This window comes from uncultured Croceicoccus sp. (assembly GCF_947496385.1).
Lineage (GTDB): Bacteria > Pseudomonadota > Alphaproteobacteria > Sphingomonadales > Sphingomonadaceae > Croceicoccus.
In genome coordinates, this window is sequence record NZ_CANMCP010000002.1 from 39781 (window position 1) to 59128 (window position 19348).

The window sequence follows — 19348 nt, forward strand, 5'->3', positions numbered from 1 at the left end:
CATGGCGCAGGCCTTAGCGTGGCGGCGGCGCGTGGGGAAGCGTCTCGCCCTTCTTTCCCGCCTGTTTGAACAGGACGCGGTCCTCCGGGCCGAAGCCGCGCTTCCATATGACGAAGCCATAGGTCAGCAAAATCGCCGGCACGCCGAGCGCAAGCTGCGCCCATTCCGGCGTCAGCTTGAACGCATATCCCACCAGCACCGCCGGCGCGACCGCCCAGACGAGCGGCCAGCGAAAATTGCTGATCGGCTCGCCGAGCATGCGCGACAGCATGCGCGATTTCACGAAGGACGCGAACGCCAGCGCCAGCATCAGCCCGATGGCCACGCCCGCCGCCTGAAACAGCTCGTCGAGGCCGAGCCGCCGCATGATGAGGATCGCGGCAACGCTCAACCCCGCCTGCACGACGAGCGTCGCAACCGACAGCGCAAGATTGCGCATCCGGGCCATGTAGATGAGCGCCGCCTCCGAAACGACGGCGGTCGATGCGACGACCTCGGCGGCGAGCAGGAAGGCGAGCGCACCCGTCCCCGCGACGAAGCCCGGCCCGACGAGACCCATGACCCCCTCCCCCGGAATGCCGAGCGCAAGGCCGATGCCCGCCTGCGCCGCGATGATCCAGAAGCCTGCCTGGCACACCTGCCGCGCAATGGCGGGATAGTCCCCCTCGTTCAGCTTGCGCACGATCACGGGGCCGAGGATCGGCTCGAAACTGGTCTTCAGCTTTTGCGGCAGGCTGGCGACCTGCTGCGCCACGTAATAGACGCCGACGGTCGCCGGGCTGACGAAAATGCCGAGCAGCGCGATGTCCAGCCGGCGCGTCCCCCACTCGATCGCATCGGCAAGCGCCAGCGGCAGATTGTCGCGCGCGATCGCGGCAAGCTGTATCGGGCGCGGGTTCCAGCCATGCGGCAGGCCGTAGCTGCGCAGCATCGGCACCAGCGCGGTGATCGCCGCCGCCACGACCGACACGAGATAGGCGAGTGAAAGCCCGCCATCGCGCAGCCCCGGCACGAACCAGAACACGCCGGCCATGATGGAGAGCGTCCACGGCTCCACCACCGAACGGCTGCGCACCGTGGCCGCGATGTCGTATCGATAGGCGAGCGCCGCCAGCATGATCTCCGTCGTGGCCAGCATCACGATCGCGATGGGGAGATAGCGGTCGATCGGCGCGTTCATGCCATTGGGAAACATCGGCGTCGGAAACACGAACAGGATCGCCGCCATCGCCGCCGACAGCCCGAGCGACAAGAGCAACCCGTCGGCCACGACATTGGCATCGGCGCGCTGTTCGCGGGCGAGCTCCTTGGCGAGGCCACGTTTCAGCCCCAGTGTCGCCAATTGCCCGCAGATTTCCACGATGATGAGCGCGGAGGCGAAGCGCCCGAGATCGTCCGCGCCATAAAGCCGCCCCGCGATGAACAGGAACGGCAAGCGCGCCGCCAGCCGGAGCAGGAAGCCGAAGAAATTGGTGCGCCCGCCTTTTGCGAGCGCCTGGATGTCGCTGCCGTCCGCGTCTTTTGCGGGGGCCGCTGCCGGATCGCTCAAACCGTGTTCTCCGGCTCGGTTTCGGTCCGCAAGGGGCGCGACAGCAGCCGTTCGACCATGGTTTGCGCGTCGACCCTCCCGTCGAGCAGTGCGCACACCGCATCGGTGATCGGCATCGCGATCCCCATGTCATCGGCAAGCGCGTTGAGCACCGGCGCGGTAAAGGCGCCCTCCGCCACGGTGCGGCGATGGGCCATCAGCTCCGCCGCCGACCGCCCCTCGCCCAATGCCTTGCCGAGCGAGAAATTCCGGCTGCTCGTCGACGAACAGGTCAGCACGAGATCGCCCAGCCCGCACAGCCCCGCCAGCGTATCCGCCCGCGCCCCGCGCGCCAGCCCGAACCGCAGCATCTCGGCATAGCCGCGCGCAATCAGCGCCGCGCGTGCATTCTGACCCAGCGAAAGCCCGTCCACCACGCCGCATGCGATGGCGAGCACGTTCTTCACCGCCCCGCCGATTTCGGCGCCTGTCATGTCGTCGGAAAAATAGGGCCGGAACTGCGGCCGCGCGATGGCGGGGGACAGGCGGTTCCATTGCGCTTCCCCGCTCTCCCCCGGACGGCCCGCACACGCGAGCGTCACCGCGGTCGGCAAGCCGGCGACGACCTCATGCGCGAAGGTCGGGCCGGACAGAACCGCCAGCCCCGCGCCCGGCACGCAATCGCCCGCGACATCGGCCATCAAGCGCCCGCTGCCCGCCTCGATCCCCTTGGCACAGAGCACAAGGTCGCCGCCATAGCCCGACAAATCGCGCAGAACCGTGCCCACATGCTGCGCCGGTACGACGACGAGCAATATGTCGAGCGCGGCCAGTTCGGAAAGATCGTTCGTCGCCCGTATCGCCGGGGACAGTGCCGCATCGGGCAGATAGAGCGGGTTGCGATGCGCGTCGTTGATCGTCGCGACAAGCCCGGCATCCCGCGCCCAGAGCCGCACGGCGCGTCCGTCGCTCGCCAGCATCTGCGCAAGCGCGGTGCCCCATGCACCCGCCCCGATCACGCCCGTCGTCGTCACGCCTTCACCCCCGCCCCGCGCGCCGGTTCCGCATCCGGGTCCAGCGGCCAGCGCGGCCGCGCCACGAAATCGAGCGGATCGCCGCCCGGCTGGACCAGCCCCGCCGCGATCCGTTCCTGTCCCGCCCAGGCGATCATCGCGGCATTGTCGGTGCACAGCGCCATCGGCGGCGCGACGAAACGCAATCCGTGATCGGCGGCCATCGCCTCCAACGCGCCGCGCAACGACGCATTCGCCGCAACCCCGCCCGCCACGACGAGCGCGGTCATGCCCTCCGCGGTTTGCAGGGCGCGGCCCGTCCGGTCGATCACGCAGTCGAGCGCGGCCTGCTGAAAGCTGGCGGCGATGTCGGCGGGGGCGTGGTCGCCCGTCTGGTGCGCGCGCAGGACCGCGCTCTTCAACCCGGCAAAGGAGAAATGCGGCTCCTTCGCGCCTTTCAAAGGGCGCGGCAGCGGCACGGCGGCCGGGTCGCCCTCTTTCGCGAGACGCTCCACCGCCGGACCGCCGGGATAGCCAAGCCCCAATATCTTCGCCGTCTTGTCGAATGCCTCGCCCAGCGCATCGTCGATCGTGGTGGCGAGCCGGCGGTAATCGCCGACGCCGCGCACCTCCAATATCTGGCAATGCCCGCCGGATGCGAGCAGCAGGAGATAGGGAAAGGCAAGCCGAGGATCGGCGAGACGCGGGGACAGCGCATGCCCCTCCAGATGATTGACCGCGATCAGGGGCTTGTCACCCGCCATCGCCAGCGCCTTTGCCGTGACCAGCCCGACCATCACCCCGCCGATCAGCCCCGGCCCCGCCGTCGCGGCAATCGCATCGACATCGGCCAGCGTCATGCCCGCATCCTTGAGCACACGTTCCACCATCGGGCCGACGACCTCGACATGCGCGCGCGCGGCGATTTCGGGCACCACGCCGCCGAACGGGCGATGCGCCTCGTCCTGCGACGCGATGGATTGCGCGACGATGGTGCGGTCGGCCCGCACGAGGGCCGCCGCGCTTTCATCGCAGCTGGATTCGATACCGAGAACGATTGGCGCCGTCATGGCGGCTTTCCCTGAACGCTTTGCGGCGCTAGCACAAGACGCGCATGACACTCCTGAACCAATCCCGATCCGCATCCCGGCCCCGCCCGGACCGACCGCTCAAGCTGGGGACGCGCCGCTCCCCCCTCGCTCTTGCACAGGCGGAGGAGGCGAAGGCCCGCCTCATCGCCGCGCATGGCTGGGACGATGGCGCCGTCGAACTCGTCCCCGTCATCGCGTCCGGCGACAAGATACAGGACCGCCCGCTGGCCGAGATCGGCGGCAAGGCGTTGTGGACAAAGGAGCTGGACGCGTGCCTTGCGGACGGGCGCATCGATTTCGCGGTCCATTCGATGAAGGATGTCGAGACGATTCGCCCCGAGGCCATCGCCATCGCCGCGCTTCTTCCCCGCGCGGACGTGCGCGACGTGCTGGTCGGGGCATCGTCCATCGCGCAGATCCCGCGCGGCGCCCGCGTCGGGACCAGTGCGCCGCGCCGCGCCGCGCAGATGCTGTATCACCGCCCGGACCTTACCATCGTCGGTATCCGCGGCAATGTCGCGACGCGGCTGGCGAAGCTGAGCGCGGGCGAGGCGGATGCGACATTGCTTGCGGCGGCGGGGCTGGCCCGGCTCGACCAGGGGGGTGTGGGGCATGTGCTGGAGGCGGAGGAATGGCTCCCCGCCCCGGCCCAGGGCGCCATCGGCATCGAATGCCGCGCAGACCGCGACGATCTTCGCGAAATGCTCGGCGCGATCGACGATGTCCCGACCCGGGCGCAGGTCATGGCGGAACGCGCGCTCCTCCTCGCGCTGGGCGGCAATTGCCATAGCCCGATCGCCGCATGGACCCGCCACGACGGTGCCGCCATGCGCATGACCGCCGCGATTTTCAGCCCCGACGGCACCGTCCGCCGCGACAGCGACGTCACCTTTGCCCCGGGCGAGACCGAACCCGCGGCGGACATGGGCCGGAATCTGCTCGTCGATGCGCCGGATGCGATCCGCGCCTTTTTCGGCCCGCAATGACCGCGATCGTCGCGATCCGCCCCCCACCGGGCGATGCCGCGACGCTCAAACGCGCGGGCGAGGCAGGCATTGCGCTGCTCTCCATGCCGATGTTCCGGGTGGAGCCGGTGGCGTGGACCATGCCTGACATTGCCAGCCTCGACGCGCTCCTGCTCGGCAGCGCGAACATCATGCGCCACGGCGGGGCGAAGCTGTCGGCGTTGACGGGCATCCCCGCGTGGTGCGTCGGCGAAACGACGGCGGAGGCGGCGCGGGCGGCGGGGTTTACGCTCGCGCATGTCGGCGCGGGGGGATTGCAGCCTGTCGCCGAGAGGGCGGTCGCAATGGGCGCGCGCAATCTCCTGCGATTGTCGGGGGAGGCGCATGTGCCGCTCTCGCTCGCTGAGGATGCGAGGCTCGACACGCGCGTGGTCTATCGCGTGGCGGCGCTGCCCCTGCCCGGCGCGCTTGCGGCGCTGGCCGACGAGGAGCTGGTCGTGCTGCTCCATTCGGCGGAGGCTGCGCGTCATTTTTCGGCGGAGGTCGAGCGGGTCGGACTGCCGCGCGGCCGTATCGCGCTTGCATGTCTCGCGCCCCGGATCGCGTCGGCCGCGGGCGCGGGATGGCGTGCCGTCGAGGTGGCGGAGACGGTGGATGATGCCGCCCTGCTGGCCCTTGCCGCCGAAATGTGCAAAGGCGGCTTGGAAAGGCGACAGGGGCCAGAAGGAACACCCGCTTGAACGATCGCATGACCGAACCGACCCGCCCGCATGACCGCCCGCGAAATGGGAACAGCCCGCGCAAATCCGGGCTGCGCGGGATGGTGCTTGCCGTGCTTCTCGCCTTCGTGCTGGGCGCGGGCGCGGCGGCGTGGATCGCGTGGCGCACAGGATGGATCGCCACCGATCAGGACACCGCCGCTCCGCAGACGAAGGCGGGCGCCGCGAACGACGGCGACGGCGCGGGTAATACCGCGCCGGCGATGGCGGCGGGCCCGGGCGCCGGCGTGCCGATCGACCTGCGGCTCAATGCGCTCGAACGCCGGCTCAACCGTATCGATCTTCAGGCCGAGGCCGCGTCGGGCAATGCCGCCCGCGCCGAAGGCCTGCTCATCGCCTTTGCCGCGCGCCGTTTGATCGAGCGGGGCGAGCGGCTCGGCTATCTCGGCGATCAGCTGCGGCTGCGATTCGGGAATGCGCAGCCCAATGCGGTGCGCACCATACTCGCCACCGCGCGCGATCCGGTGACGCTCGAACAATTGCGGCAGGGGCTCGAAAACCTGCCGCAGGAAACGGTTGAAAAACCGCGCGATCTGAACGGGTGGGAGCGGGTGAAGGCGGAGTTGGGCGATCTGTTCGTGCTGCGCCGGGCGAGCGCGCCGTCCCCCCGCCCCGAACGCAGGCTGGAGCGGGCGAGCCGCCTGCTCGACGAAGGGCGTGTCGCATCGGCGCGCGCGCTCGTCGCGAGCCTTCCCAATGCCGAACGTGCGGAGGGATGGCTCCGCGATGCGCGGCGCTATGTCGCGGCGCGCGAGGCGCTCGACCTGATCGAGACGGCGGCGTTGCTCGAACCGCGCAACCTCAACGACGGCAGCGGGCAGCCGGTCCGGCAATTGAGTCCCGCCTCCCCCGCGGGCGCCGATGCGCCCGTGGACGAAGACGGCGCGAGCGAAGGGCAGGATGCCCCCTCGCGCACCGCCGAACCCGCCGCCTGAACCCTCAGCGCTGAAGCAGGGCCGGCAGCGTCCCGCTCACCCCGCGCGCCTCGTCCATGAACCAGCGTTTGAGCGGATTGACCCGCTCGATCGCCCCCATGCCGAGCCGGCGCACGGCGGACGCGGCGCGGCCCGGCACGCCGAAGATCCGCGTCAGCCCGTCGGTCGCGATCGACACCGTGAAATCGTCCAGTGCGCGCCATTGCTGATAGCGTTTGAGCACCTCTGCGTCCCCCGGCTCCAGTCCCAGCCGCATCGCATCGCCCACCACCTCGGCCAGCGCCGCAACATCGCGCAGGCCGAGATTGAGCCCCTGCCCCGCGATGGGGTGGATGCCGTGGGCCGCATCGCCGACGAGCGCGAGCCGGTGGTCGATGATCGTCGGCGCGTGATGAAAGCCGAGCGGATAGGACGACCGGGGGGAGGCCAGTTCCATCGTGCCGAGCAGCGCGCCCATGCGCTTCTCCGCCTCGGCAAGGAACGCGCGGTCGCCGAGCTTGAGCCAGCCTTCCGCTTCCTTTTCCGCAACCGTCCACACCAGCGCGGTGCGATGCCGCCCATCCGCATCGTCCAGCATCGGCAAAAGCGCGAACGGCCCTTCGGGATAGAAGATTTCCCACGCCACGTTCCCGTGCGGCTTTTCATGGGCGAGGCCGCAAATGATGGCCCGGTGGCGATAATCCCATTTCGCCATTTTCAGGCCCGCCTCGTCGCGCGTCGGCGAACCGCGCCCTTCCGACCCGACGAGCAGGCTCCCTTCGAAGCGCGTGCCATCGTCGCGCACGGCGGCGACGCCATGCGGGCCGCGGCGGCGTTCCGTCACGCGGGAGCGGGGATGAAACGCGATGGCGTCCTCGTCCTGCATCGCGTCGAACAAGGCCTTGCGCAGCTGCCGGTTGGCGAACATGCGGCCAAGGCTGCCTTCGCCCGGTTCGGGCCGGAAATGCAGTTCGCCGGGTTTCAGCTGATCGCTGACCGCGATGGATTCGATCGGACAGCCGAAAGGTTCGAGCAAAGGCGCGACGCCGATATTGGCGAACATGTTCCAGCTCGCCGTGGAAATGGCCGACGCGCGCCCGTCGAACCCCTCGGCGAGCTGTGCCTCGGGATCGGCGGCGTCGAGGACATGGCTCGTGATGCCCGCCTTTGCCAGCGCAAGCGCCAGGCTGGTCCCGACAAGGCCGCCGCCCAGGATCACCACATCGCGCCTGTCTGTCTTCGTCATCGCTCGTTCCTCGTTCCCGCCATGCTGGACACGGCGAAGCGCCGCGCCTAGATACGCCATGCGGTTGATGGCGGTGCGCGGGCGCGGACGCAAGTGTCCGTATCGCCTCTTCGCCGCAGCAGCGAGCCCGGACACGATAACCCCCATGCATCATCGCCTGTCGATTTGCCCTGTGTTGCCGACGGCTTTCCTGCGCGTACTGCTCGCGTGGATTGCGTGTTCGATCATCCTCGTGGCGGGCGGGCTGCCGGGGGCGGCCCATGCCAACAATATCGATGCGCGGCTGGTTGCCGGCACCGCCGCGCCGGGCGAGGATGCGGTGATCGCGCTCCTCATGGACCCTGCGGACGGGTGGCACGGATATTGGTCGAACCCCGGCGATGCGGGCTATGGCATGACGTTGGACTGGACGTTGCCGGACGGGGTTTCGGTGGGCGATCCGCAATATCCGGTACCGCAGACGCTGCTGATTTCCGGGCTGATGAACCATGTCTACGAAGGGCGCTATGCCGTGCTAGTCCCGGCGTCGGTGTCCGCGCGGATGGCGCCGGGCGAAGCCGTGCCGATCGCGGTACGGGCGCGCTGGCTGGCGTGTACCGACACGATCTGCGTGCCAGAGGAGGCGACGCTTCGCGCGCGCCTCGCCATTGCGGATCGCGCGAGGCAGGACCCGCGCCTTGCCGCATGGCGCGCCGCGCTCCCCGCCCCGCTGGCGGAGCCGGGCCGATACGAGATTGCCGGCGGGCGGCTGCGTGCCGCGATCCCCGTCGCGGCGGGGGCGAGCCTTGCCGCGCCGCACCTGTTCCTCGCCGACGATGGTGTGGTCGATTATGCCGCGCGGCAGGATGTCTCGCGCCGGGGCGACTGGATCATCGTGGAGACCGATGCGCGGGAGGGTGCCACGGCCGAGGGGGCGCATGGTGCGGTACTCCGGCTCAACGACGGGCGCGGGGTGTCGGTGCGGCTCGAACCCGGACCGGTCGGCGCGGCGGGAGAGCCGCTCGCAAATGCGGCGCGCGCCGATGGCACGGGGACCGGGCCGCTGGCGCTGCTGCTGCTGCTGCTGCTCGCCGCATTTGCGGGCGGCTTGCTGCTCAACGTCATGCCCTGCGTGTTCCCGGTGCTTAGCCTGAAGGCGGTCGCCCTCGCCCGCGCGCGGGGCGACAGTGACGGGCGCGCCCGGACGGAGGCGCTTGCCTATACCGCGGGCGTGCTGGTCACCGTCGTCGCACTTGGCGGGGTGCTGCTCATCCTGCGCATGCTTGGGCAGGAGGTCGGCTGGGCGTTTCAGTTGCAGGAACCGGCGACCATCGTGTTGCTCTTCCTCCTCGTCACCGCGATCGCCGCCAATCTGGCGGGCGTTTATGAAATGGTCCTCCCCGTGCCGGTCGAGCGGCGCGGGGGCGGCGCGTTCGGGACCGGCATGCTCGCCGCATTCGTGGCGACGCCGTGCACCGGGCCGTTCATGGCGGGGGCGATGGGCGCCGCGCTGCTTTTGCCCGCGTGGGCGGCACTCGCGCTGTTTGCGGCGCTGGGGCTGGGGCTGGCGGCGCCGTTTCTTGCCATTGGTTTCGTGCCGCGCCTGCGCGCGATGATCCCGCAGCCGGGCCGGTGGATGAACGCGTTCCGGCGCACCATGGCCGTGCCGATGGCGCTGACCGGGGTGGCGCTGTTCTGGCTCTGCTGGCGCGTGGGGGGATGGACGCTGGCGGTGATGGCGCTCATCGCCGGGGCGGGCGTGCTGGCCGTGTTGTTCATGGCGGGGCGGCGACAGGCGAAGGGGCGCGGCGTCGCGGCGCTTGCCGGCGTGACGCTGTTGATCGCGGCCTGCGCCGGCGGGCTTGCCGCGTGGATGGAGCCTGCGCCCGCCGCCGCGGATGCCGTCGCCCTGCCCGGCACGCAGCCCTTCAGTATCGAGGCGCTGGCCGCCGCACGCGCGGAGGGCCGCCCCGTCTTCGCCTATTTCACGGCGGACTGGTGCGTGACGTGCAAGGTCAATGAACGGGTCGCGATCGACCGCGCGCCGGTCGCGAAGGCCTTTGCCGATCACGAGGTGGCGGTCCTGCGCGGCGACTTCACGCGGGGCGATCCGGCCATCGCCCGCTTCCTGTCGGAAAACGGCGCGGCGGGCGTTCCGCTCTATATCTGGTACGCGCCGGGAAAGCCCCCGCAAATCCTGCCGCAGGTTCTTTCGGCCGACGCGCTGGTCACGCTCGCCCGCGACGGGGTTCCGGGAAACGGCGCCAATCCGGGATAAAAGAACGGGCGTTCGCTTTTTAATGTGCCGCGCGGGAACAATTGCCCGGTTGGCCTGTTCGCTTTCTGCCGAATGTTAACAATAGCTGGCTGCGACCCAGGGGGCAGACGCCGATGAAAGTGTGCGAGTGGTGAGCCGACCGCAATTGAATGTGACCATCAAAGCAGGCGATCATGGCGAGCCCGAAACGGCCTCGCCCCATATCCTCCTCGTCGAGGATGAGATGATCATCGCTTTCGACCTCGTCGATCGGCTGGAGGATTGCGGCTTTACCGTCGATGGCCCGCATCCCAGCATCGCCCGCGCTCTCGCCGCGATCGAGGCGCGCGTTCCCGACGGCGCCGTGCTTGATGTGCAGCTTACCGACGGGGCCGTATTTCCGGTGGCGGACAAGCTTCGGGACATGGCCGTGCCGTTCGTCTTTCATTCCGGCCATGCCAGCCCAGAAGAATTGCACGAACGCTACCCGCGCGCCGATGTGTGCACGAAGCCATGCCCGATCGGAACGCTGGAATCCCGGCTGCAGAAGCTGGTCGTGAGCAGGAAATGAACCGCGACGCGATTGCGCCCGCCCCCGCCATCGGTTAGGCGCAAGGCTGCGGTTGCAAGAGCGAAAGGCGGACCGGATGGCGCGTATCACCGTACTCAACGGCCCCAATCTCAACCTCCTGGGTCAGCGGGAGCCGGACATCTACGGCCACGAAACGCTTACCGATGTCGAGCGGATGTGCCGCGCAAGAGCGGACGCGCTCGGCCACGAGATCGCCTTTCACCAAAGCAATGCCGAACACGATCTGATCGACTGGATCCAGGCGGCGCGCGACGATGCCGCCGCCATCATCATCAATCCTGCCGCCTACAGCCACACCTCCATCGCCATTCGCGATGCCCTGTCCGCCTTTACAGGGCCGATCGCGGAGGTGCACATCTCCAATATCCACGCGCGCGAGGGTTTCCGCCATCACAGCCACGTCTCCGCCGTGGCGGATCTCGTCATTTGCGGCGCTGGGGCGCTGGGCTATGTCCTCGCGATAGAGGCGGTTGCGCAGCGGATCTGAACGCGGCGCCGCACGCTACATCGCGGCGACGAGGTTCAGCACGCGGGTCGCATGCTCCTTGCGGCAGAACAGCAGGTCGGGCAGCGCGACATCGGCCCTGTTATATTGGAGCGGCGCGCCATCGATGCGCGAACAATGGAGGCCGAACGCCTCGCACACGGCGGCGGGCGCGCAATTGTCCCATTCGTACTGCCCCCCCGAATGCAGGTAGATATCCGCCTCCCCGCGCAGGATCGCCATCGCCTTCGCACCGGCGCTGCCCATGGGAACGAGCTCGGCATCGAGCGCCTCGGCCACGTGGACCGCTTCCTTCGCCGGGCGCGTGCGGCTCACCACCATGCGCAGCCGTTCGGGCGCGGGGGGCAAGGGCTCCGTCCGGTCGGACCGCATCGTGACGTTCAGCCCCGGCAACGCCACCGCGCCGATGGCCGCCTGCCCCCCGATGGAAAGGCCGACATGCACGGCCCAGTCGCCGCGCCTCTCGCCATATTCGCGGGTGCCGTCGACCGGATCGACGATCCACACGCGTTCCTTGTCCAGCCGTTCGAGCGTGTCGCGGCTTTCCTCCGAAAGCACGCCATCCTCGGGTCGCTGCTCGGCCAGCGCCTTCATCAGGAACGCATTGGCGACCTTGTCCCCTGCACTGCCCAGCTCCTTGCCGTCGAGCAAGCCGCTGTCCCGCACGGCGACGGCGATCTGCCCCGCCGTGGTCGCGAGCCTCGCGGCCAGCTCGGTGTCGTCCTCGATACGAACCTTCGTTACCATCCCAGCAAACGCTCCACGATGAGATCGGCCGCTTCCTCCGGCGAAAGCGCGGTGGTGTCGATGCGGATTTCCGGGTTTTCCGGCGCTTCGTAAGGGCTGTCGATGCCGGTGAAATTCTTCAGCGTCCCGGCCCGCGCCTTGGCATAGAGGCCCTTCACGTCGCGCTTCTCCGCCACGGAAAGCGGCGTGTCGATGAACACTTCCATGAACTCGCCCTCCTCCATCATCGCGCGCACCATGTCGCGTTCGGCACGGAAGGGGGAGATGAAGGCGGTGATCACGATCAGCCCGGCATCGGTCATCAACCGGGCAACCTCGCCCACGCGGCGCACATTCTCGATCCGGTCGGCGTCGGTAAAGCCGAGATCGCGGTTCAGCCCGTGCCGCACATTGTCCCCGTCGAGGAGGAAGCTGTGCCGGTTCATGCGGTGCAGCCGCTTCTCGACAAGGTTCGCGATCGTCGATTTACCCGATCCCGAAAGCCCGGTGAACCACAGCACCTTCGGCGCCTGGTTCTTCAGATCGGCGCGGGCCTCGCGTGTGATGTCGAGCGCCTGCCAATGGACGTTCTGCGAGCGGCGCAGCGCGAAATGCAGCATGCCCGCCGCAACCGTGCGGTTCGTCATCTTGTCGATGAGCACGAACCCGCCAAGCGCCGGGCTCACCCGGTCCTGCTCGTCGCGATAGGGGACGAAGGCAATGGGCCGTTCGGTGGCGAGTTCCGCGACCCCGATCTCGTTGAGATTCAGCGTCTTGGCCGCCATGTGGTCCATGCTGTTCACATCGACGGTGTATTTGGGCTCCTGCACGCTGGCCGACACCTGCTGCGTGCCGATCTTCATCCAGTAGGACCGGCCGGGCAGCATCGCATCGTCGGCCATCCACACGATCGTGGCCTCGAACTGATCCGCGGTTTCGGGCGGTGCTTCGGCGGCGGCAATGACGCTGCCGCGCGAACAATCGACCTCGTCGGCGAGCGTGAGCGTCACCGATTGCCCGACCTGCGCCTCGTCCAGATTGCCGTCCAGCGTCACGATGCGGGCGATGTTCGTCGTCTTGCCCGAAGGCACGATGCGCACGGGGTCACCGGGCCGCACGGTCCCCGCGCTGATCAGGCCGGAAAATCCGCGAAAGTCGAGATTGGGCCGGTTCACCCATTGCACCGGCATGCGGAACGGCTTGACAAGGTCGCTATCGCTCGACAATTTGACCGTTTCGAGGTGCTCCATGAGCGACGGCCCCGCATACCACGGTGTGTTACCGGACGGCTCGGTGACATTGTCGCCCTTGAAGCCCGAAATCGGAATGGCGGTGAGATCCTCGATCCCGATGGTCTTCGCAAACTCGCGGTAATCCGCGACGATGGCATCGAACGTCGCCTGATCGTAATCGACGAGATCCATCTTGTTCACGGCCAGCACGACATTACGGATGCCGACCAGATGGGCGAGATAGCTGTGCCGCCGGGTCTGCACCAGCACACCCTTGCGCGCATCGACGAGGATCACGGCGAGATCGGCGGTCGATGCGCCGGTGACCATGTTGCGCGTATATTGTTCGTGGCCGGGCGTGTCGGCGACGATGAACTTGCGTTTCTGCGTGGTGAAGAAGCGGTACGCGACATCGATGGTGATGCCCTGCTCCCGCTCCGCCGCGAGGCCGTCGACGAGGAGGGCGAAATCGATCTCCTGCCCCTGCGTACCGACGCGGCGGGAATCGCTTTCCAGTGCCTCCAGATGATCCTCGAAGATCATCTTGGAATCATAGAGCAACCGGCCGATCAGCGTGGATTTCCCGTCGTCCACGCTCCCGCAGGTGATGAACCGGAGCATCGTTTTATGCTGATGCGTTTCCAGATAGGCGTCGATGTCCTTCGCGATGAGCGCATCGGTCTCGTACACGGGGGCATCGGTGGTGTCGTGCGCGTCGGCCATCAGAAATAGCCCTCCTGCTTCTTCTTTTCCATGCTGGCGTCCCCGGCATCCCGGTCGATCGCGCGGCCCTGCCGCTCGCTCGTGGTGGTGAGCAGCATTTCCTGTATCACGCCCGAAAGGTCGCTCGCCTCGCTCTCCACCGCGCCGGTCAGCGGGTAGCAGCCCAGCGTGCGGAACCGCACCGAACGCATTTCAGGGGTCTCCCCTTCGCGCAGGGGAAAGCGGTCGTCGTCCACCATGATGAGCAAGCCGTCGCGTTCCACCACCGGGCGCTTTTCCGCGAAATAGAGCGGCACCATCTCGATCCCCTCCAGCTGGATATATTGCCAGATGTCGAGCTCGGTCCAGTTGGAGATGGGGAACACGCGAATGCTCTCCCCCTTGGCCTTGCGCGTGTTGTAAAGGTTCCAGAGTTCGGGCCGCTGATCCTTCGGGTCCCAGCCGTGGGTTGCCGTGCGGAAGGAGAAGATACGCTCCTTCGCGCGGCTTTTCTCCTCGTCCCGGCGCGCGCCGCCGAAGGCCGCATCGAAACCATGCTTGTCGAGCGCCTGTTTCAACCCTTGCGTCTTCCACATGTCGGTGTGGAGCGGGCCGTGGTCGAACGGGTTGATCCCTTGCGCCTTCGCCTCCGGATTCTGATGCACGATGAGGTCCATGCCGGCGTCCTCCGCCGCACGGTTGCGCAATTCGTACATCGCCTGAAACTTCCAGGTGGTGTCGACATGCATCAACGGGAACGGCGGCGGAGAGGGATAGAACGCCTTCTTCGCCAGATGCAGCATCACCGCGCTGTCCTTGCCGACCGAATACAGCATGACGGGGTTGTCCGCCTCGGCGGCGACCTCGCGCATGATGTGGATGCTTTCGGCCTCCAGACGCTGAAGATGAGTGAGGGGTTTGGCCATAGGTCGCGCTTTTCGATCGGCAGCGGGCACGGCGCACCCGCGTGATTGTTCAAAAGATGGCGAGAACCTAGTCGCGGGCCTTCCGCATTACAGCCAAGAATTTATTGCGCCGCGCCAACGGGGATTTAGCCCGACTTGCGCGAAGGGGGTGGCGCCGGTCGGGTGCCGCACGTTCAGCTGCGCGGCATCAGGTCGAGCGCCGCGGCGGCCAGCGCCTCCGCCCCGGTGGCGATGACGGCCTCCGCATCGGGTGCCCAGAACGGGCTGTGCAGCGAAGGGAGCTGCGCCGTTCCCGCCTGGGCGGCCTCCCAGCGGTCCATCGGCACCCCGCCGACCCAGAAGATCAGCGATTCAATCTCGTCCGGGGCTGCGCGTCGGTAACGGCTGAAATCCTCGCCGCCCATCGTGGCGGGTTCCTCGACCACGCGTTCGGCACCGAAACGCGTTTCGAAAAGGCCTGCCATGCGGGTCGCGAGGGCGGGATCGTTGTAGGTCGCGGGCGTGAACTGATCCGCGAGCGTGACGGTCGGCATCCTGTCCTCCGGCATGCCGGCGGCGATGGCCTCCCCGCGCACGATGCGGCGTATCCCGTCGAGCAGGCCCTGGCGGCTTTCATCGCCATAGCTGCGCACGGTAAGCTGCAATTTCGCCTCGTCCGAAATGATGTTGTGCTTCGACCCGGCGTGGATGGAGCCGACGGTGACGACGGCCGGATCCTGCGGGTCCTGCTCCCGGCTGACCAGCGTCTGGAGCCGCATGACGATGCTGCTCGCCAGCACGATGGGGTCCTTCGTCATGTGCGGATAGGCGCCGTGCCCGCCGATGCCCGGCACGGTGATGTCGACGCTGTCCACATTGGCGAGCGCGTAGCCCGGGGAATAGCCCACGACCCCTGCGGGAAGCGCGGCGGCGTCGTGAAACGCGATGGCATAGTCGGGCTGACCGAACCGGTCGTACAGCCCGTCGTCGAGCATGGCGGCCGCCCCCTCGCCCACTTCCTCGCCCGGTTGCGCGACGAGCATCAGCGTGCCCGACCATTCGGAACGCCGCTCCGCCAGAAGGCGCGCCGCCCCGATCAGGCCGGTCATGTGCGTATCGTGGCCGCAGGCATGCATCACGCCGCTTTCCACGCCGGACCGCGCCGTCGCGGTGACCTCCGACGCGAACGGAAGCCCCGTCTGCTCCCGCACCGGCAGGCCGTCCATGTCGGCGCGCAGCAGTACCACCGGGCCGGGACCGTTCTTCATAATGCCGACCACGCCGGTCTGCCCGACATTTTCCGTTACCTCATAGCCAAGCTCGCGCATGAGGCCCGCCATCTTCGCCGCGGTCCGGGTTTCCTGCATCGACAATTCGGGATGCGCGTGGAGATCGCGATAAAGCGCCATGAGGCCGGGCATGTCGCCTTGAAGATCGTCGGAGAGCGTATCGGCCCATGCCACGCCGGGCAGCGTCAGGCCGAGAGCGGCGGAAAGCGAAAGCGCGCGAAGCGTGGATCGTATGGTCATGCGTGCCACCTTACCGCGATTGCGCCGCCCCGCAATCCGATTTTGCCGTCCGTTCCGGCGTGCGCATGGCGGGTGGGACAAACCCTTGTATCGCCTTTCGAAATCCCGTGTCGCGCCGCTTCTTCGCCCAAATGGCGCAGCGTTGCGACGAACCGCGAAACAAATCAATCGGTTCAGCCGTTTAAACACCATACAATCCGCTGAAACGCGGGAAAGACGAACGGATAGCAATATTCGTCCACGTCTTTCATGACACAGTAAAAGGAGACACCCCATGGCCAACCGTTATGACAACGAGCGCAGGAATGAACGCAATCGCAGCTACAGCCGCGATTACGACCGTTTCGACGACCGTCAGCAGCAGCAATTCGAATCCGGCAATTACGGTGCGGAGCGCGGATACGGTCAGCAGGGCAGCTATGACGATGGTTACCGTCAAATGGACAATGATTACGGCCGCGATGACTTCGAAAGCTACGGCCGTGACGACATGACGCGCCGCGGCGGACGTGACATGAACGACCGGAGCGGAGCACGCACAGCGGGCGATCCCATGCGTTACGACAACCGCGGCGACCGTTTCGGCAGCTTCAATTCGAACGATTATGGCGGCCGCGATTTCGAGCGTGTGCAGAACCGCGGATATGGCAGCGGCAGCTATGGCAGCGGGGGCGGCTCCTATGCCGGGACGATGGGCCACAACCGCCGCAGGAACGAGGAACGCGGTTTCTTCGACAAGGCGGGCGACGAAATCGCCAGCTGGTTCGGCGACGAGGATGCCGAACGCCGCCGGGAGCGCGACCATACCGGGCGCGGACCAGCGAATTACAAGCGTTCGGACGAGCGTATCCTCGAAGATGCCTGCGACCGGCTGACCGATGACTGGGGCGTCGACGCGTCCGAGATTACCGTCACCGTACAGGATGCCGAGGTCACGCTCGACGGATCGGTCGAGGATCGTCGCGGCAAGCGCCGGGCAGAGGATTGCGTCCACGACATCTCCGGCGTGCGCCATGTGCAGAACAACCTGCGCGTGACGGAACTGGACCGGCGATACGACCGGACCCGGACGGCGGAAGAAACCTCCGCATCCTGATCCCTTCGGATGACGAGATCAAAGGCCCTGCCCATCACGGCGGGGCCTTTTTTCGTGACGGACGGGTCACACGGGCAGCGCCGTGCCGACAGGATTGCGAAGGAGGCGCTTGCCGCGCATGGCGAACTTGTCCATTCCTGCCCCGCACACGACAGGCGCCGGCAAAATGCGCGGTCCGCGTGCCGGCGCAGGACAGGAACACCATAGGATGGACGAAGCGATGAACCACAGCACCGAGACGGACCATGCGTTTTTCTCGCTCCATCGCCATGGTTTCATCCGCGCGGCGACGAGCACGCCGAAGGTTCGCACGGCGGACATCGACTTTAACCGCGACGCGATATTGAAGGAGGCGAAACGGGCGCATGACGCACATGTCGACCTGCTCGTCTTTCCCGAATTGTGCCTGACGTCCTATGCCATCGACGATCTGCACATGCAGACGGCATTGCTCGACGCGGTGGAGCGCGCGCTCGGCGAGATCGCGGAGGCCAGCGCGGAGCTGTCGCCGGTGCTGATGGTGGGGGCGGCGCTTCGCCACGAGGGGCGCATCTACAATTGCGCGATTCCCGTGGCGAGGGGACGCATTCTGGGCGCGGTGCCGAAAAGCTTCCTGCCCAATTACCGAGAATTCTACGAAAAACGCTGGTTCGCGCATGGCCGCAATATCACCGGTCAGCATATCACGATCGGCGAAACGCGCGTTCCGTTCGGCACCGATCTGATCTTCGCGGCGACCGACATCCCATCCTTCAAGCTGTTCGCCGAAATCTGCGAGGATTTCTGGGCGGCCAGCCCGCCCTCCACGACCGGCGCCCTTGCTGGCGCGACGGTCATCGCCAATCTGTCGGCAAGCAACATCACCATCGGCAAGTCGGACGAGCGCCATCTTCTGTGCCGCGCGCAATCCGCCCGGACGCAAACGGCGTATCTCTATTCCGCCGCAGGGCACGGGGAAAGCACGACCGATCTCGCCTGGGACGGGCAGGGTATCATCTACGAACTCGGCGATCTCCTGGCAGAGAGCGAGCGTTTCTCGCTCGACGCGGAATTGTGCATTGCCGACATCGATTGCGACCGCATCGTGCAGGACCGGCAGCGGTTGCAGACCTTCAACGATGCCGCCGAACACGCCGGCCTTCCGCAGACACGCTTCCGGACGGTGGAATTCACGCTTGGCAATGGCATGCGGGACATCGGGCTGAACCGGCCGATCCGGCGCTTTCCCTTCGTCCCCAATCGCCAGGACAAGCTCGACGAGGATTGCTTCGAGGCGTTCAATATCCAGGTCGACGGGTTGATGCGCCGGTTCGAGGCGACGGGCGGCGATACGATGGTGATCGGCATTTCGGGCGGGCTCGATTCCACTCACGCGCTACTAGTCGCGGCGCGTGCGTGCGACCGGCTGAACCTGCCGCGCACCACCATCCGCGGCTATACCATGCCCGGTTTCGGGACCAGCGAGGGTACGAAATCGAACGCGTGGAAGCTGATGAAGGCGATCGGCATCACGGCGGAGGAGATCGACATAAAGCCCGCCGCGCGCCGCATGCTGGAGGATATCGGCCACCCCTTTGCCAACGGGGAGCCGGTCTATGACGTGACGTTCGAAAACGTGCAGGCGGGCCTTCGCACCGATTACCTGTTCCGGCTGGCGGGCCATCATTCGGGGTTCGTCGTCGGGACGGGCGATCTGTCCGAACTGGCGCTGGGCTGGTGCACCTATGGCGTGGGCGACCAGATGAGCCACTACGCGGTGAACGCCGGCGTGCCGAAGACGCTCATCCAATATCTCATCCGCTGGACCGCGCGCACCAATCAGCTCGACCATGCGGCGGATCAGGTGCTGGAGGATATTCTCTCCACGGAAATCTCCCCCGAACTCGTGCCGCAGGGCGATGATGGCGAGATCCAAAGCACGCAGAGCAAGATCGGCCCGTACGAGCTCAACGATTTCTTCCTCCACCACATCATGCGGTTCGGACAGAAGCCGTCGAAGGTCGCCTTTCTCGCCTGGCATGCGTGGCGCGATGCGGAGCGCGGGCTATGGCCGGCGGAATTTCCCGACGCGCTGAAGAACGAATACGACCTTCCCACCATTCGTAAATGGCTGGAAAAGTTCTGCTGGCGCTTCTTTCAATCGACGCAGTTCAAGCGGTCCGCCATTCCCAACGGGCCGAAAGTATCGTCGGGCGGCGCGCTTAGCCCGCGGGGCGACTGGCGCGCGCCGTCGGATTCGGTCGCCGATGTGTGGATCCGCGAACTGCGCGACAACGTACCCGAATGATG

16 protein-coding genes are annotated in these 19348 nt (G+C 67.1%); 8 read left to right on the forward strand and 8 right to left on the reverse strand.

Features of this window, described 5'->3' with window-relative positions; all coding sequences use genetic code 11:
- Positions 1–13: 13 nt before the first annotated feature.
- The 3 genes from Q0897_RS03895 to tsaD are packed head-to-tail and all read right to left on the reverse strand — an operon-like array spanning position 14 to position 3611.
- The gene (locus tag Q0897_RS03895) at positions 14–1549 is read right to left on the reverse strand and encodes a lipopolysaccharide biosynthesis protein (RefSeq protein WP_299307660.1); all 1536 of its coding nucleotides are present in this window, start codon (positions 1547–1549) and stop codon (positions 14–16) included.
- Positions 1546–2562: an NAD(P)H-dependent glycerol-3-phosphate dehydrogenase gene (locus tag Q0897_RS03900; RefSeq protein WP_299307661.1), complete on the reverse strand. Its 1017-nt coding sequence runs from the start codon at positions 2560–2562 to the stop codon at positions 1546–1548. The genes Q0897_RS03895 and Q0897_RS03900 overlap by 4 nt, the downstream gene beginning before the upstream one ends.
- Positions 2559–3611, reverse strand: a complete 1053-nt coding sequence (gene tsaD / locus Q0897_RS03905; RefSeq protein WP_299307663.1) for a tRNA (adenosine(37)-N6)-threonylcarbamoyltransferase complex transferase subunit TsaD — start codon at positions 3609–3611, stop codon at positions 2559–2561. The genes Q0897_RS03900 and tsaD overlap by 4 nt, the downstream gene beginning before the upstream one ends.
- Before the next feature lie 44 nt (positions 3612–3655).
- On the opposite strand from tsaD, the gene hemC reads away from it, so the two are divergent.
- From hemC to Q0897_RS03920, 3 genes are read left to right on the forward strand one after another with little or no spacing between them, the layout of a single operon-like run.
- Positions 3656–4618 (forward strand): hydroxymethylbilane synthase, encoded by a 963-nt coding sequence (hemC, locus tag Q0897_RS03910; RefSeq protein ID WP_299307665.1) that lies wholly within the window; start codon positions 3656–3658, stop codon positions 4616–4618.
- Positions 4615–5337, forward strand: a complete 723-nt coding sequence (locus tag Q0897_RS03915; protein WP_299307667.1) for a uroporphyrinogen-III synthase — start codon at positions 4615–4617, stop codon at positions 5335–5337. Before hemC ends, Q0897_RS03915 begins: the two co-directional genes overlap by 4 nt.
- An 8-nt stretch (positions 5338–5345) precedes the next feature.
- Positions 5346–6311, forward strand: a complete 966-nt coding sequence (locus tag Q0897_RS03920) for a hypothetical protein (RefSeq protein ID WP_299307668.1) — start codon at positions 5346–5348, stop codon at positions 6309–6311.
- Positions 6312–6315: 4 nt separating this feature from the next.
- Here the strand turns inward: Q0897_RS03920 and Q0897_RS03925 are convergent, their stop codons facing one another.
- On the reverse strand, positions 6316–7536 hold the full coding sequence (locus Q0897_RS03925) for a UbiH/UbiF/VisC/COQ6 family ubiquinone biosynthesis hydroxylase (protein ID WP_299307670.1): 1221 nt from the start codon (positions 7534–7536) through the stop codon (positions 6316–6318).
- A 175-nt stretch (positions 7537–7711) separates the two neighbouring features.
- On the opposite strand from Q0897_RS03925, the gene Q0897_RS03930 reads away from it, so the two are divergent.
- The 3 genes from Q0897_RS03930 (at position 7712) to aroQ (ending at position 10851) form a co-directional block, all read left to right on the forward strand.
- The gene (locus Q0897_RS03930) at positions 7712–9793 is read left to right on the forward strand and encodes a protein-disulfide reductase DsbD (RefSeq protein WP_299307672.1); all 2082 of its coding nucleotides are present in this window, start codon (positions 7712–7714) and stop codon (positions 9791–9793) included.
- Between the two features lie 151 nt (positions 9794–9944).
- The gene (locus Q0897_RS03935) at positions 9945–10343 is read left to right on the forward strand and encodes a response regulator (RefSeq protein WP_299307673.1); all 399 of its coding nucleotides are present in this window, start codon (positions 9945–9947) and stop codon (positions 10341–10343) included.
- 76 nt (positions 10344–10419) lie between these two features.
- Positions 10420–10851 (forward strand): type II 3-dehydroquinate dehydratase, encoded by a 432-nt coding sequence (aroQ, locus tag Q0897_RS03940; RefSeq protein WP_299307674.1) that lies wholly within the window; start codon positions 10420–10422, stop codon positions 10849–10851.
- A 15-nt stretch (positions 10852–10866) separates the two neighbouring features.
- Here aroQ and Q0897_RS03945 read toward each other — a convergent pair whose 3' ends face one another.
- The 4 genes from Q0897_RS03945 to Q0897_RS03960 all read right to left on the reverse strand — a co-directional run bounded on the left by Q0897_RS03945 (position 10867) and on the right by Q0897_RS03960 (position 15963).
- On the reverse strand, positions 10867–11616 hold the full coding sequence (locus Q0897_RS03945; protein ID WP_299307675.1) for a 3'(2'),5'-bisphosphate nucleotidase CysQ: 750 nt from the start codon (positions 11614–11616) through the stop codon (positions 10867–10869).
- Positions 11610–13550 carry a sulfate adenylyltransferase subunit CysN gene (gene cysN / locus Q0897_RS03950; RefSeq protein ID WP_299307677.1) on the reverse strand — a complete coding sequence of 647 codons (1941 nt, stop codon included), beginning with the start codon at positions 13548–13550 and terminating at the stop codon, positions 11610–11612. Before cysN ends, Q0897_RS03945 begins: the two co-directional genes overlap by 7 nt.
- Positions 13550–14485, reverse strand: a complete 936-nt coding sequence (gene cysD / locus Q0897_RS03955; RefSeq protein ID WP_299307679.1) for a sulfate adenylyltransferase subunit CysD — start codon at positions 14483–14485, stop codon at positions 13550–13552. Before cysD ends, cysN begins: the two co-directional genes overlap by 1 nt.
- 143 nt (positions 14486–14628) lie before the next feature.
- Entirely contained in the window at positions 14629–15963 is a 1335-nt protein-coding gene (locus tag Q0897_RS03960; RefSeq protein WP_299307680.1) for an amidohydrolase, read from the reverse strand.
- Positions 15964–16237: 274 nt separating this feature from the next.
- Here Q0897_RS03960 and Q0897_RS03965 point away from each other — a divergent pair, with 274 nt between their 5' ends.
- Positions 16238–17059, forward strand: a complete 822-nt coding sequence (locus tag Q0897_RS03965; protein ID WP_299307681.1) for an SWFGD domain-containing protein — start codon at positions 16238–16240, stop codon at positions 17057–17059.
- Between the two features lie 220 nt (positions 17060–17279).
- Positions 17280–19346: an NAD(+) synthase gene (locus Q0897_RS03970; protein ID WP_299307683.1), complete on the forward strand. Its 2067-nt coding sequence runs from the start codon at positions 17280–17282 to the stop codon at positions 19344–19346.
- The last annotated feature ends 2 nt before the right edge of the window (positions 19347–19348 follow it).

Excerpts from the sequence above, each read along its gene's own strand:
- tsaD (WP_299307663.1), bottom strand. The coding sequence starts at position 3,611 with ATGACGGCGCCAATCGTTCTCGGTATCGAATCCAGCTGCGATGAAAGC.
- Q0897_RS03920 (WP_299307668.1), top strand. The coding sequence starts at position 5,346 with ATGACCGAACCGACCCGCCCGCATGACCGCCCGCGAAATGGGAACAGC.
- Q0897_RS03960 (WP_299307680.1), bottom strand. The coding sequence starts at position 15,963 with ATGACCATACGATCCACGCTTCGCGCGCTTTCGCTTTCCGCCGCTCTC.
- Q0897_RS03915 (WP_299307667.1), top strand. The coding sequence starts at position 4,615 with ATGACCGCGATCGTCGCGATCCGCCCCCCACCGGGCGATGCCGCGACG.
- aroQ (WP_299307674.1), top strand. The coding sequence starts at position 10,420 with ATGGCGCGTATCACCGTACTCAACGGCCCCAATCTCAACCTCCTGGGT.
- hemC (WP_299307665.1), top strand. The coding sequence starts at position 3,656 with ATGACACTCCTGAACCAATCCCGATCCGCATCCCGGCCCCGCCCGGAC.
- Q0897_RS03970 (WP_299307683.1), top strand. The coding sequence starts at position 17,280 with ATGAACCACAGCACCGAGACGGACCATGCGTTTTTCTCGCTCCATCGC.
- Q0897_RS03965 (WP_299307681.1), top strand. The coding sequence starts at position 16,238 with ATGGCCAACCGTTATGACAACGAGCGCAGGAATGAACGCAATCGCAGC.
- Q0897_RS03925 (WP_299307670.1), bottom strand. The coding sequence starts at position 7,536 with ATGACGAAGACAGACAGGCGCGATGTGGTGATCCTGGGCGGCGGCCTT.
- cysN (WP_299307677.1), bottom strand. The coding sequence starts at position 13,550 with ATGGCCGACGCGCACGACACCACCGATGCCCCCGTGTACGAGACCGAT.
- Q0897_RS03945 (WP_299307675.1), bottom strand. The coding sequence starts at position 11,616 with ATGGTAACGAAGGTTCGTATCGAGGACGACACCGAGCTGGCCGCGAGG.